11 protein-coding genes, 1 other RNA gene, 1 pseudogene and 1 riboswitch are annotated in these 14,844 nt (G+C 38.0%); of the genes and pseudogenes, 11 read left to right on the forward strand and 2 right to left on the reverse strand.

Annotation, left to right across the window (positions count from 1 at the left end; all coding sequences use genetic code 11):
- Positions 1–64: 64 nt before the first annotated feature.
- On the reverse strand, positions 65–958 hold the full coding sequence (locus A4245_RS01205) for a glutamate biosynthesis transcriptional regulator GltC (protein ID WP_067724861.1): 894 nt from the start codon (positions 956–958) through the stop codon (positions 65–67).
- A gap of 133 nt (positions 959–1,091) precedes the next feature.
- On the opposite strand from A4245_RS01205, the gene gltB reads away from it, so the two are divergent.
- From gltB to A4245_RS01225, 4 genes are all read left to right on the forward strand, one after another.
- Entirely contained in the window at positions 1,092–5,651 is a 4,560-nt protein-coding gene (gene gltB / locus A4245_RS01210) for a glutamate synthase large subunit (RefSeq protein ID WP_067724863.1), read from the forward strand.
- Between the two features lie 15 nt (positions 5,652–5,666).
- On the forward strand, positions 5,667–7,160 hold the full coding sequence (locus tag A4245_RS01215) for a glutamate synthase subunit beta (RefSeq protein ID WP_067724866.1): 1,494 nt from the start codon (positions 5,667–5,669) through the stop codon (positions 7,158–7,160).
- 27 nt (positions 7,161–7,187) lie between these two features.
- On the forward strand, positions 7,188–8,513 hold the full coding sequence (gene glnA, locus A4245_RS01220; RefSeq protein ID WP_157087628.1) for a type I glutamate--ammonia ligase: 1,326 nt from the start codon (positions 7,188–7,190) through the stop codon (positions 8,511–8,513).
- Positions 8,514–9,301: 788 nt separating this feature from the next.
- The gene (locus tag A4245_RS01225) at positions 9,302–9,598 is read left to right on the forward strand and encodes a hypothetical protein (RefSeq protein ID WP_067724870.1); all 297 of its coding nucleotides are present in this window, start codon (positions 9,302–9,304) and stop codon (positions 9,596–9,598) included.
- A gap of 148 nt (positions 9,599–9,746) precedes the next feature.
- Here the strand turns inward: A4245_RS01225 and A4245_RS01230 are convergent, their stop codons facing one another.
- Positions 9,747–10,628 carry an aminoglycoside 6-adenylyltransferase gene (locus A4245_RS01230; protein ID WP_067724873.1) on the reverse strand — a complete coding sequence of 294 codons (882 nt, stop codon included), beginning with the start codon at positions 10,626–10,628 and terminating at the stop codon, positions 9,747–9,749.
- A gap of 271 nt (positions 10,629–10,899) precedes the next feature.
- On the opposite strand from A4245_RS01230, the pseudogene A4245_RS01235 reads away from it, so the two are divergent.
- The 7 genes and pseudogenes from A4245_RS01235 to A4245_RS01260 all read left to right on the forward strand — a co-directional run bounded on the left by A4245_RS01235 (position 10,900) and on the right by A4245_RS01260 (position 14,610).
- Positions 10,900–11,620, forward strand: a pseudogene (locus tag A4245_RS01235) (DUF421 domain-containing protein).
- A 29-nt stretch (positions 11,621–11,649) separates the two neighbouring features.
- Positions 11,650–12,435 (forward strand): alpha/beta fold hydrolase, encoded by a 786-nt coding sequence (locus A4245_RS01240; RefSeq protein WP_067724875.1) that lies wholly within the window; start codon positions 11,650–11,652, stop codon positions 12,433–12,435.
- A gap of 36 nt (positions 12,436–12,471) precedes the next feature.
- Positions 12,472–12,612 (forward strand): small, acid-soluble spore protein L, encoded by a 141-nt coding sequence (sspL, locus tag A4245_RS19530; protein ID WP_084268618.1) that lies wholly within the window; start codon positions 12,472–12,474, stop codon positions 12,610–12,612.
- Between the two features lie 7 nt (positions 12,613–12,619).
- Positions 12,620–12,877, forward strand: a complete 258-nt coding sequence (locus A4245_RS01245) for a sporulation protein (RefSeq protein WP_407668341.1) — start codon at positions 12,620–12,622, stop codon at positions 12,875–12,877.
- 59 nt (positions 12,878–12,936) lie between these two features.
- A non-coding RNA gene (ssrS, locus tag A4245_RS01250) (6S RNA) lies at positions 12,937–13,121 on the forward strand.
- 199 nt (positions 13,122–13,320) lie between these two features.
- Positions 13,321–13,692: a VOC family protein gene (locus tag A4245_RS01255; RefSeq protein WP_067724876.1), complete on the forward strand. Its 372-nt coding sequence runs from the start codon at positions 13,321–13,323 to the stop codon at positions 13,690–13,692.
- A 116-nt stretch (positions 13,693–13,808) separates the two neighbouring features.
- Positions 13,809–13,910: riboswitch (purine riboswitch) on the forward strand.
- 130 nt (positions 13,911–14,040) lie between these two features.
- A complete protein-coding gene (locus A4245_RS01260; protein ID WP_067724878.1) occupies positions 14,041–14,610 on the forward strand; it encodes a xanthine phosphoribosyltransferase in 570 nt (189 codons plus the stop codon).
- The last annotated feature ends 234 nt before the right edge of the window (positions 14,611–14,844 follow it).

Raw genomic sequence — 14,844 nt, forward strand, 5'->3', positions numbered from 1 at the left:
AAAACAAATCAAAAAGATAAGGTTCTGGTTTTTTTCCATAACCTTATCTTTTTGTATTATTGAATTACTGCAATACAGAGAAAAACGCTTTTACAAAATTATAAAAAACTTTCTCAGAAGGTGATAAATCTCTATTTTTTGGAGTAATCATCCCAACTGTACGACGTAGCTGAGGAGTGTCTATTATTATTTTTTTTGAGTAATGAGAATTACTATTATCAAATGCGCTTTCAGGTAACAAGGTTATACCGATACCAGCAGCAACGAGCCCTTTAATCGCATCAAGATCTTCTCCTTCTGACGTAACAATCGGTCTGAAACCTGCTTGTTTACATCCTTCAATAGCTAAATTATGAAGGATAAATCCTTTTGGAAATAGCACAAACGGTTCATTGCTTAGTTCAAGTAAATGTACACTCTTTTTATTAGCAATAGGATTTGTACTAGGTACAAGAGCATGTAGTCTTTCCAAAAACAAGATATCTCCTTTAATATCAGGGTAGTCTGTTGGTACTGGGCCAAGAAATGCAACATCAATTTCTCGTTTCTTCACCGATTCTATGAGGAAATTATATGATCCCTGCCGTAATTGGAAAGCGATTCGTGGATATTTCTTTTTAAATTCGGAAGCAATCATCGGGAGTAAATGGCTAGCTAAACTAGTTGGAAAACCTATTTTTATGGTACCTCGTTCTGGATCTAGATACTCATCAACATGCTTTTTTGCATGTTCAATTGCTTTTATAGCTGTTTTGGCATGAGATAAAAAAGTTTTACCAATATGCGTAATTTTTATGTTTCTTCCTTCTCTGTCAAATAATGAAACTCCTAATTCTGCTTCTAAATTTGCAATTTGTCTACTAACTGCTGACTGTGCTACATGCAGGTTTGCAGCAGCTTCAGAAACATGCTCTCGTTCAGCAACTTCTATAAAATAAACGAGTTGTCTTAACTCCATATTGAACTCCTCCAAAATTTAATCTATATCAAAAAGAGATAGTTTCTATCTTAATTATATATTGTTTCGATTAATAATAACATATAAGATTCTATCAGACACTTCAAAAAGATGGAAACGAGGAGCTTATTATATGGATTACAATCAGATGCCTAATGCACAAGGTTTATACCGTCCCGAATTCGAGCACGATGCATGCGGTATTGGCTTATATGCACATATAAAAGGATTAGCAACACATGATATTGTAAAAAAAGGCTTACAAATGTTATGTCAGTTAGAACACCGTGGTGGACAAGGCAGTGACCCAAACACAGGTGACGGTGCTGGACTGATGGTTCAAATACCTGATAAATATTTCAGGAAAGTATGCCCTGAGTTAAATTTACCAGATAAAGGGCGATACGGCGTAGGAATGGTTTTCTTTTCGAATGACGATCAAGAGAGGGGGGAAATAGAAAATTTTGTTAACGAATTAATAGAAAATGAGGGACAGAAACTTCTTGGCTGGAGAACTGTACCCACAGATGCCAGAAAAATCGGAAAAAAGGCGAAAGAAACTGCTCCGGTGGTTCGTCAAGTATTTATCGGTGCGAATGATGATATAACAAATGAATTAACGTTTGAGCGGAAGTTATATGTAATTAGAAAACAAGCTGAAAATTGGGCGAATAAGCGTGAAATGCGTTTTTACTTTGCTAGTCTATCTAACAGAACAATCGTTTACAAAGGCTTGTTAACATCGAATCAAGTTGATGACTTTTATGTAGAGATACAAGATGAAGACTTTGTATCAGCTTTTTCTTTAGTACATTCAAGATTTAGTACGAATACATTCCCTAGCTGGGAACGAGCACATCCGAACAGATATTTGATTCATAATGGTGAAATTAATACTTTGCGTGGTAACATCAATTGGATGAGAGCGCGCGAACAACAATTTGTATCAAAAGCATTTGGTGATGATCTAAATAAACTTCTTCCTATTTTAAATGCAGATGGTAGTGACTCTTCTACTCTAGATAATGCATTGGAATTCTTTACTTTGGCTGGAAGGACACCAGCACAAGCTGCAATGATGTTAATTCCAGAACCATGGAATAATAATCCTCATATGTCAGAGGAAAAGAAAGCATTTTATGAATATCACAGTTGTCTGATGGAACCATGGGATGGACCTACTTCCATTACGTTTACCGATGGGAAGCAAATTGGTGCAATTTTGGATCGTAACGGCTTGCGCCCTGCACGTTACTATGTAACAAAAGATGATTATATTATTTATTCTTCTGAAGTTGGCGTTATTGATATAGAAGAAGAAAATATTTTATATAAAGACCGCCTTCGTCCAGGGAAAATGCTTCTAATTGATTTAGAAGAAGGGCGTATAATTGCCGATGAAGAAATCAAGAAGAAAGTGGCATTAGCACATCCATACAAAGAATGGTTAAATGATAAATTAGTTAAATTGGATGAGGAAATAACCGGTGTGGATGAAGAGCCAATAACCAACTTACTTAAAAGGCAAAAAGCTTTTGGTTATACGACAGAAGATATTGAAAAGTATTTAATACCTATGGTTAACCAAGGAAAAGATCCGATTGGTTCGATGGGAAACGATACTCCGCTAGCAGTATTGTCTGATCATGCCCAATCACTTTTTAACTATTTTAAACAATTGTTTGCTCAAGTAACTAACCCGCCAATCGATGCGTATCGAGAGCAGGTCGTTACATCGACAATGACATTGTTAGGGCCAGAAGGAAATATCTTACATTCGGATGAAACAAACTGTCATCGTATTCAACTAGAATCCCCGGTTCTTTCTAATCAACAATTGAATCAATTGAAGGCTAATAAATATAGAGGTTTTTTGAGCAAAACCATTGATACGCTATTTACCGGTGATTTAGAAGCTAGTTTAGAGTCTGTGTTTAAGCAAGCTGATCAAGCTATAAAAGACGGTGTTAATCTATTAATCTTATCTGATCGAAATATGAGTGCTACTAATATTGCAATTCCTGCTTTGTTAGTAGTAAGTGGACTGCACCAATACCTTGTTCGCCATGGAAGCAGAACAAAAGTAAGTATTATTGCTGAAACTGGTGAAACAAGAGAGGTTCATCATTTTGCTGCCTTGTTAGGTTATGGTGTAGATGCTATTACCCCGTATTTAGCATTTGAATCCTATAAGCGCGAAATTAATCGTGGAAATCTTTCTGACTGCTATCAAGAAGTTGTTAGAAAATACATTGCTGCTGTTACAGAAGGTGTGGTAAAAGTAATGTCTAAAATGGGGATATCTACAGTGCAAAGTTACCGTGGTGCCCAAATTTTCGAAGCTGTTGGGATCAGTAATGAAGTGATTGAAAAATACTTTACTGGAACTGCATCGCAAATTGATGGCATTGGATTGGAAACAATTTCCAAAGAAGCGGCAATTAGACATCAAAATGGATATCACCAATCTGTTGATCAATCCTTGGAACCAGGGAGTGATTTTCAGTGGAGAAAAACTGGTGAACATCATGCGTTCAATCCAAAAACGATTCATACGCTCCAATGGGCATGTCGTAGAGGAGATTATAGCCTTTTTAAAGACTTCTCAAAGGCTGCAGATGAAGAACGCTTAGGTTTTTTACGTAACTTGTTCTCATTTGATGTTAACCAATCGATTCCTATTGTTGAAGTTGAGTCTGTGGATTCTATCGTAAAACGTTTCAAAACTGGCGCTATGTCATTTGGTTCACTGAGTCAGGAAGCCCATGAAGCGCTAGCAATTGCAATGAATCGCTTGGGTGGTAAAAGTAACAGTGGTGAGGGTGGAGAAGACTCAAATCGTTATACGGTTGATGAAAATGGAGATTTACGCAGAAGTGCGATTAAACAAATTGCATCGGGGCGATTTGGAGTAAATAGCCACTATTTAGTTAGTGCAGATGAATTACAAATCAAAATGGCTCAAGGGGCAAAACCTGGTGAAGGTGGACAGTTACCTGGTAATAAAGTATACCCATGGGTTGCAGATGTTCGAGGATCTATACCAGGAGTAGGTCTCATTTCACCACCTCCACACCATGATATATATTCCATTGAGGACTTATCTCAATTAATCCACGATTTAAAGAATGCAAATCGTGACGCAAGAATTAGTGTGAAGCTTGTAGCTAAATCAGGTGTTGGTACAATTGCTGCCGGTGTAGCCAAAGGAAATGCAGATGTTATTTCTATTGTTGGTTACGATGGTGGTACAGGTGCATCGCCAAAAACGAGTGTGAAGCACACTGGTTTACCATGGGAATTAGGATTGGCAGAAGCACACCAAACATTAATGCTTAATGGGTTAAGAGAGAGAGTTGTATTAGAAACGGATGGTAAATTACTAACTGGTAAAGATGTAGCGATGGCGGCATTACTCGGGGCAGAGGAATTTGGATTTGCAACAGCACCTCTTGTTGTTCTTGGTTGTGTGATGATGCGTGTTTGTCATTTGGATACATGTCCTGTAGGAGTTGCAACGCAAAACCCAGAGTTGCGCAAAAAATTTACTGGTAATCCTGATCATATTGTGAATTATATGCGGTTTGTTGCCAGGGAGTTACGTGAAATCATGGCACAACTTGGTTTCAAAACGGTTGATGAAATGGTCGGCCGTACAGATGTGTTAGGAGTAAGTAATAGAGCGAAAGCACACTGGAAAGCAAAAGACCTTGATCTTTCAAAAATACTCTATCAACCTACTACTGGTGGACGCATATTTAGTACACCACAGAACCATAAAATTAATGAATCACTCGATATTAGAGAAATTTTACCTGCTGTCCAGTCAGCGATAGAATCAAAAGGAAAAGTTGATTTAAATTTCCCGATTAGAAATATTGATCGCGCAACAGGTACGATAGCAGGTAGTGAGATTTCTAAAAGATATGGGGATGAAGGATTACCTGTAGATACGATTATACTTCGCTTTTATGGTTCTGCAGGTCAGAGTTTTGGAGCGTTTATTCCAAAAGGTATGTCCCTAATCCTCTATGGAGATGCCAATGACTATGTTGGCAAAGGCCTATCAGGAGGTAAAATAGTTGTTTCTTCACCGAAAGAATCTATTTTTGTTCCAAGCGATAATGTTATTGCTGGTAACGTATCTTTCTATGGTGCAACAAGTGGTGAAGCCTACATCAACGGTATGGCTGGTGAACGTTTTGCTGTTCGTAATAGTGGTGCAAGTATTGTTGTTGAAGGAATAGGTGACCATGGTTGTGAATATATGACTGGTGGAAGTGTTGTTGTACTCGGTGATGTTGGTAAAAACTTTGGAGCTGGTATGTCTGGTGGAACCGCTTATGTACTTGCAGAGGATAGAGAGAAATTCAAAAACTTAAGTAATCAAGAAATGATAAAAATGGAAAGACTACAAGATACTGAAGAAATGAATAAAGTAAAAGAAATGGTTCAAAAGCACTTACACTATACAAATAGTAGTAAAGCTGCACATGTACTAGAAAATTGGGCCGAAACAGCAAATAAATTTGTCAAAGTCATTCCGGAAAATTATCAGGATATGTTAAATACCATTCAATCGTTTATGGATGTTGGTGAATCAGAAGAAGAAGCACAAATGAGTGCATTCCAAGCGAAAAAAGAAAACAAAACAATCCCAATCAAGAAACTTGAAAATACAGTAGTACAGTAGAAAGGAGAGAGGAATATGGGAAAAGCGACAGGATTTATGGACTATCAGCGTGAAGAGACCAACAAACGCGATCCGCTAACCCGGACAAATGACTGGCATGAATATGATACGTCCTTATCTGATGAATCATTGAAACGGCAAGGGGCAAGATGTATGGATTGTGGAACTCCTTTTTGTCAGATAGGAGAGGTAATCAATGGTGCCACAACAGGATGCCCGATTTACAACCTGATACCGGAATGGAATGACCTGGTCTATAAGGGCAGATGGAAAGAAGCGCTGGAAAGGCTATTAAAAACCAACAACTTCCCGGAATTTACCGGGAGGGCATGTCCCGCACCATGTGAAGGATCTTGCATACTTGGGATTTCCGATCCTGCCGTCACGATTAAGAGTATCGAACGTACGATTATTGATAAAGGGTTTGAAAATGGCTGGATCACACCACGTATACCGAAAAACAGAACGGGTAAAAAAGTCGCCATCATTGGTTCCGGTCCTGCCGGGCTGGCCAGTGCTGACCAATTGAATCAGGTTGGTCATCACGTCACCGTGTATGAACGTCAGGATCGTGCGGGCGGACTATTGATGTACGGTATTCCCAATATGAAACTGGAAAAAGATGTGGTCGAGCGCAGAATCTGGCTTCTTGAACAGGAGGGCATTAATTTCGTTCTGAATACAGAAGCAGGCAAAGACATCACATTTGAAGCATTAAACTATCAATATGATGCTACCATCCTATGTATCGGTGCTCAAAAGCAGCGCGATTTACAGATGGAAGGCAGAGATACAGAGGGTGTTCATTTTGCGATGGATTATCTGACAGCTTCCACGAAGCATTTGCTGCAAGGTGAAGACTGCATCGATGCCAAAGGGAAAGATGTCATCGTTATCGGCGGCGGTGACACAGGGGCAGACTGCATTGCAACAGCACTTCGACAAGAGTGCAACAGTGTGGTGCAATTCGGTAAGCATCCAAAACCTCCAGCAGCCAGAATTGGAAGCAACATGTGGCCAGAATTCCCGAACGTCTTTACCGTAGATTATGCCCACAAAGAAGCAACCGCCAAGTTCGGCGAAGACCCTCGTCAGTTCTGTATTCAGACAAAGCGGTTCGTTGCTGGTGAAAACGGGAGTCTAAAAGAAGTGCATACCGTGGAAATGGAAAAAACAACAGACGAAAACGGCAAGGCAACGTTCCGTGAAATACCCGGAACAGAAAAGATTTGGCCGGCTCAGCTTGTCTTCATTGCTATTGGCTTTGAAGGGTCTGAAGAACAGTTGCTGCAGCAGCAGCTTGGTCTCGACACTGAAAATGGCAACGTAAAGGCGACATACGGTAACTTTATGACCAATATCGATAACGTCTTTACAGCAGGTGATGCCAGACGTGGCCAAAGCTTAATCGTTTGGGCCATCAATGAAGGGAGGGAAGTAGCCCATAAAGTTGATGAATATTTAATGGGAAGTTCCGCACTTCCATCTTATCTGGAAGAATCAGTCTAATACTAGTAGAAAAGGATGAGTACTAATATGAACAAATTTGATATTTATAAAATAATTGAAGAAGAAAATGTTCGATTTATTCGGCTACAATTTACGGATATGCTGGGAACGATTAAAAATGTAGAAATTCCACTTAGCCAATTAGATAAAGCATTGGATAATATGATGATGTTTGACGGATCTTCAATTGAAGGTTTTGTACGAATTGAAGAATCAGATATGTACTTATATCCTGATTTAGAAACATTTGTAGTATTTCCATGGACTTCTGATAAAGGTAAAGTAGCTCGATTTATTTGTGACATTTATAAACCAGATGGAACACCGTTTGAAGGATGTCCACGATATAACTTGAAACGAAATCTTAAAAAAATGGAAGAGTTAGGATTCGACACATTTAATATCGGAACAGAACCTGAATTCTTCTTATTCAAATTAGATGAGAATGGAGATCCCTCATTAGAGCTTAATGACCATGGAGGTTACTTTGATCTAGCTCCTACCGATTTAGGGGAAAATTGCCGAAGAGATATTGTTCTTGAGTTAGAAGAAATGGGATTTGAAATTGAAGCATCCCATCATGAAGTGGCTCCTGGTCAACATGAAATTGATTTTAAATATTCAGATGCTGTTAAGCATGCAGATGATATTCAAACATTTAAGTTAGCTGTAAAGACAATTGCAAGAAAACATAACCTTCATGCAACATTTATGCCTAAGCCACTATTCGGCGTAAACGGATCTGGAATGCACGTTAATATGTCTTTATTTAAAGATGGAGAAAATGTGTTCTTCGATAAAAGTGGCGAAATGCAATTGAGTAACACAGCATATCAATTCATTGCAGGTGTGATTGAACATGCTACAAACTTTACTGCAGTTACAAATCCAACTGTAAATTCGTATAAAAGACTAGTACCTGGCTATGAAGCACCTTGTTACGTAGCATGGTCTGGGTCAAATAGAAGTCCTTTATTACGTATCCCAAGTTCACGAGGACTCAGCACCCGTGTTGAAGCGCGCAGTGTTGATCCGTCTGCCAATCCTTATATGGCTTTAGCGGTATTACTAGCTGCGGGTTTAGATGGTGTGGAAAATAAACTAGAAGCACCTGAGGCAGTTGATCGCAATATTTACGTGATGAATAAAGCTGAGCGCGAAGAAAATGGTGTGAAAGATCTGCCAGCTACGTTAATGGATGCGTTGGAGGAGTTACAGAAAGACGAAGTCCTGGTAAATGCATTAGGTGAACATCTATTTGAACATTTCATGGAAGCAAAGGAAATGGAATGGGATAATTTTCGAACAGCTGTACATCCATGGGAGCGCGAACAGTACTTAACCTTTTATTAATACAGGCCTATATGTTTCGTATCAATTCATTCACAGTCTGGATATACTTAGTAAGAGCCTCCTTGAGCTCCCGCTTCAAGGAGGCTCTTAGTTGTGCGCCAGGCACGCGCACATTCTTTAGGGTTCAAGCCCCAAACCACGAAGGCAGTAGTAGTGGTTAGCTTAAGACAAGGATGTCTGGGGTGACCCAGAATCTGAAGGAAGTCGGCGGCAAATCTCCGCCCTTAGGAACACGAACTTCATATAAGGCTAGGTGTTCTTGGATGAGACTGCATCACAAGTCAAAGCCCATACTGCCAAAGGGGACACAGAGTAAATGAAGAGGGGACATGGAGAGGAAGAATGTGTGCTTACCCTGGGAGGTCTGATAGAAATGCGCAACACTTTGAGTAACCGAACATGAGAATGTTCGCTGAACTATCAGAAGTCAGCCGAAGCCGTAGTACCAGGCATTTCTAGAATGTCCGGGAAGGGCTGAATCATTTAAGAAGAATTGCCACTCTGCGTACGCAACACTTGATGAAGCAGAAACATAAATTCCTTCCTAATGGAGGAAACGGTGAATCCCGTGGGGGACATTAGAAGGGCTGAAAGTGATTGCCACACAAGAAGAACGGACAATTCACGTAGGAGTTAGATAACGGGATGCTTTGTTACATCGAATTTAATATTAATAGGGAAAAAGTGTTATATATAACCAGCTGTGCTAACGCTTCTGTATTCCTTATAAGAATTGTGCTTTTTACGATATCCAAAAATATTTATCGTAACTAAAGGAGGTAAAAAAATTGAGCAAAAAATTAATCCATCTTGTTAATATCACTTTAGGTGTCTTAGTCTTTGGAGGAATTACTTTACTTGTAACTTGGGTATATCTATCTGTTGGAACGATAAGAGGTATTCCGATTGGATATCCTGTTCTACTTATTTTATTTTCCATATGGTCAATATTCTATTTACTCCAACTTAAATTTTTATCTACTAAATTTTTCCTTCTGTTTATCTTGGTTGAAATTGCACTATTTATATTCATCTATACTCAACTATCAAGTCAATTTACTATCACTATATTAAGGGAGAATTAAATCCAGGTCTCGATATAAGCCTTATTCAACAAACAGGTGCTTTAGCGAAATGGGGGAACAAATATGACAGCGTTCATTAGCATTTGATTGTCTATTTTCCAAGTTTTCATTTAGGCATATTTCTATCAGGATAAATCTAACAAATATATTAATAGATACCTTGTGCATCAGCTGGTAATTGTCTAATGTGTTCAAGAAACTTCGTCATTCTTTTATCGTCATCAATTGGGTATGGGAACAACAAATGTTCTGCAACATCTTTTGCTACTGTTCGAAACAATTCACAAGTGAAAAATATAGAACTCCAAAAGTTCTTATAGTTATAGTCAGAGTAAGTTTTTTTATACATCTCCCAAAGTGGTTCTGGAAGGTACTTTTTAAAATATTTACCCATCTTTCCTGTCGAAACTCGGAAGTCATTTTTTATGCCAATCCACCAAGAAACCATCTCGTCCAATCTAACTCTTATTACAAATTCAAACATTTGTTTTGCATAGGGTAATTCATCGCGCCATATTCCTTTTCCAACATTCTGCAGACACCACCAATAGTCATTACAGCAACTTATAAAGAGTGATTCTGTTGGTTTCTTTACCCAGTAATCCATATCTGTAGGGGAAGTAATATTCGGAAGCAGCTTGTCCTTATCTAATAAAGGAATAGCAAGTTTATCCTCAGTATACCTCTCAATCATGGTTTCTATTGCTTCGATATGCAGATCTATCCGATACCCATCTGTAAACAGCATTAAATATCCATAAGAATTATCAAAATCCGTATTTGCGCCCAAAGGTTTATCATTTTTATCAGGTTCCTGAATCATAATTAGATTTCCAAAAGCATTGATCCATTTCTCATCACTTATGAATGATGCTGTTTCCGTCACTACATAAACAATATCAAAGTCCTGAAAGATATCTTTTGGAGCATTCGGATCGGTTCTTGAACCGTTCATATAAACAGCCCGAATACGTTCATCTTTTTGGGCAATATCTAATATTAAATCATATATCTCTTTTTCGGTTCTCATATTTACTCACCTCGAGACTGCATTTTTTCAAAAATCTTATACTAACTATAACATATTCCATATTAAATTCTAAATTGCCTAACAATTATTCCGGCAGAGTGACAATAGCTATTTTCACTCTGTTAATTACATTGCAATTATGTGCAGATATAGGAATAAATCAAATATACCCGTTGATTTAGCAACAAAAAATTGGATCCGTTCCTTGCACATAGGAAATCCGAATTTGATGCACTCTAAGTTATAAATTGATTTACTTTGAGGTGTATGTATGGAATTGCTGAAAGAGCTTGTAATATTACTGGTCAGAGTTATAACGATATTGCCATTACTCCTTTTAGTGACATTAATCATGGGTAAACGTTCTATTGGAGAACTTCCGGTTTTTGACTTTCTAATCTTTCTTTCGCTGGGTGCAGTTGTTGGAGCAGATATTGCGGACGCTGATATTAGCCATATTCATACAGCTGTGGCTATTATTTTAAATCGGGATATTGCAGAAAGTAATATCACATTTGAAAATACGGAATAAAAGGCTTGGCAAGAAACTCACATTTGAACCAACTGTAGTGATGAATGATGGCAAATTTATTATTGAAAACCTAAATAAGATCCAGTACACAATTGATAATATACTGATGATGCTTCGAGAGAAAGATGTTTTTGATACGAGTATGGTGAAACTGGCTATCATAGAGGCAAACGGGAACTTATCCGTATTAAAAAAACCTAGTAAGACTCCTGTTTCCAAGGAAGATATGAACATATACAATAAACAGCCTGAATTCGCCTATCCGGTTATCGTAGAAGGAAAGCTGTACACAGATGTCCTATATTTGAAATTAAATGAAGTATGGTTAAACGGAAAATTAAAAGATTTAGGAATATCAAATAAGGAAAAGGTATTTTTCGCAGCTATTGATTATAATAACAATCTGCATGTCAGCTTGAAGACAGACAATGAAAAGGAATTACCGATTGTAAAGCACTAAAAATACAACGAATGATTGAGGTGATCCGCGTGCCAATGCTTGATATGGAAGACAGCAGTCTATACTACTCGGTTAAGGGAAGTGGAACCCCGATTCTCTTTATACATCCACCAGTTCTTACCTCAGCAAATTTTCATTATCAAAGAGAGGAATTATCCAGATATTTTCAAGTGATTACATTTGATATTAGAGGACATGGAAAAAGCCCTCACTCCAGTCAGACAATTACTTATCCGCTAATAGCTCGTGATATGGAAAAAATACTCGATCACCTTGGTATTGAAAAGGCATTTCTATGCGGTTACTCTACAGGCGGATCCATCGTGCTGGAGTTTATGCAGACATTTAAGGAACGATCGTTGGGAGGTATCGTCATAGGTGGTATGTCCGAAACACGTCATCTTTTGCTTAAATATCTCATTAGAATTGGAATAGTTGCAGCCAATTCAGGAGCGGTTTCTCTGCTTGCATATCTTGCGGCGTTAAGCAATGCTGATTCATTAAAATTGTTTAAAATGATGGTAACCGAATCCAGAAAAAGCAGTGCAGAAAACATCGAGCAATATTATCGGTATATTTTGAAGTATAATTGTACAGACCAGTTGGGAAGCATCGATCTACCGGTGTTGCTGGTATATGGCATGAATGACAAACCGTTTCATTCTTATGCTAAACTGCTGGAGGAAAAATTACCGCAGCAGGAATTGGTATTTATTGATCAGGTTATGCATCAGATACCTACCAAAGCCTCTCCAGAACTAAATAATTTAATTAAAAGCTTTATTTCGAATAAACGAAAGTCGGATAAAAAGTAATTATATTTGAAAGACTAATGTATGGAGGTGATCGCAATGTCTAAGAAAAATGATCATTGGAGCAAACAACGTGTGAACTCAAGTGTAAACCCACAGGGACTAACGGAGGATGCAGCAGATCAACGACCGAAGTCTCAACTTGAACAACGGGCCAAAAAGAAAAATACGAAGATATAGTCAAGAGGTGATTATCATCGATAATACATTGGAATATTTACGTGAATCATTATCCAACTATATAGAGAATGACATGTGCCAGCAAATTCTGGCTAAAATGGAAGCCAACAAATATGCAAATGAAGAAAAGTTTGTCAGTGACTTGGATGGAGAAGAAATGAACTATTTGGATATGGTATTGGAGAACGAGCTGGACTATGCCAAAAATGTTCAAAATGATATACGGGTTCAGGAACTTAACGAAGTATATGAACAGCTATTCTGATAAAGTAAATAGTAATAATTTACCATTGAAATTCCCCATCTATTAGGTTAGTATATATTTACAAGCTACAATGTACGTATTTAAATAAGTTTTAACCTCTAATGAATGTATAGGGAGTTTTACATCGAAATTGGAATGTCGCGCCGCCAATGGAGCGGAAGACAGGAAGGTTTCTGCGAACACCCACTTTGCGAAGTGGTGGTTTAAAACTTACTATTAACAATACGGCAATTGTGGCCTGTATACATATAGCTTACTATAGACCAGTTTCCTGTTTTTAGGAGGCTGGTCTTTTTGCGTCAGAAAGGGAATTCTGAAATTCCCATGTAAATGGTTCTTGTCGATAAGTAATAAAGAAAGAAAATGATAATTAATCTGTATTATTCAAGATGATAGGATAGCGTTATGATGAAGTTACATTAAGGGAAGGGGGAACCCGCAAAATGGACTTTAAATATGAAAGGATAGACCATGTTCAGCTTGCTGCTCCGATTGGGGAAGAAAAAACTGCACGTAATTTTTACAAAGAACTCCTTGGTTTTGAAGAGAAGGAGAAACCTCAATCGCTTAAGGGAAATGGAGGAGTATGGTTTCAGGCCGGAAAGGTTGAGATTCATATCGGTGTTGAGAAACCTTTTATACCGGCAAAAAAAGCACATCCGGCAATTAGAGTGGAAAATATCGAGAATATGAAACAGTATCTGGACGCTGTGGATATTGACTACAAGGTTGATCATAAATTACCTGGAGCAAACCGTCTTTACGTAAAAGATCCTTTTGGAAATCGAATCGAATTTCTTGAATGGTTCATTTAAAAAAAGTTTGCGTCTCATGGTATGCCGGAATAATTTCTTCGCTTTTTCACCAAAATACCAGAATCAGTGTAATTTTGCATCCACTTGTTTTTCAACATTAGCATGCTATACTAATATACATTCTAATACCGTGTTTTCATATAATTGTGGGAATATGGCCTGCAAGTTTCTGCCGGTTTACCGTAAATGAACCGACTATGAAAAGCAACGCATAAAAATGGTTATACTCTTATGGGTGGAGCTTATTTAACTTTTGATTTTTCAAGCTCGAAATGTTGCATTTATCGTGCTTATGGTAGAAGTAACTATCGGGCTTTTTTGTTTTTTTTAGATGAAAGGGTGAACGTAATGGATATTTTAAAAAAGAAAATTTTGGATGAGGGAAAAGTATTATCGGAATCAGTTTTGAAAGTTGATTCATTTCTAAATCACCAAATCGACCCAGTGTTGATGAAAAATATAGGAGAAGAATTTTCAGCGCGTTTTAAAGATGCTGGGATAACTAAAATTGTAACCATAGAATCCTCTGGTATTGCACCTGCAACAATGACTGGACTCGTTATGGGGGTGCCGGTTATCTTTGCCAGAAAGCGGAGGTCACTGACATTGGTCGATCATCTGTACTCGGCAGAGGTACATTCTTTTACAAAAAAAGAAACGAGTGAAATATCGATCTCAAAGGACTACATTAACGGAGACGATGTTGTACTGCTTATGGATGATTTCCTTGCAAATGGACAAGCGGCTCTGGGGCTGGTTAGTATCGCGGAACAAGCTGGCGCCCAAATAGCGGGCGTTGGAATTGTGATAGAAAAAGGGTTTCAAAACGGCAGCAGTCAGCTTCAGGAACGGGGAATAAGGGTAGAGTCTTTGGCAATTATTAAATCATTGACAGATGGAAAGGTTAATTTCAAATAGAAGCTTTCCTCAAGATGTTAGGATTTCAACATGTACTAGCGATGTATGCAGGAGCAATACTCGCACCACTTACCGTTGGTGAATCTTTAGGTCTGACTTCATATATTAATGAATAAAATAGCACTTGGGTTAGTACACAAAAGCGTTTGGACTTAAAATCCAAGCGTTTTTTGTTAGTTCTTATCTTATTTATTTCACTAAAGCCTTTTATGTTAGTTGAATTAAACCTTAAAA

The sequence above is a fragment of the Oceanobacillus damuensis genome (genome assembly GCF_001618145.1).
GTDB lineage: Bacteria > Bacillota > Bacilli > Bacillales > Amphibacillaceae > Oceanobacillus > Oceanobacillus damuensis.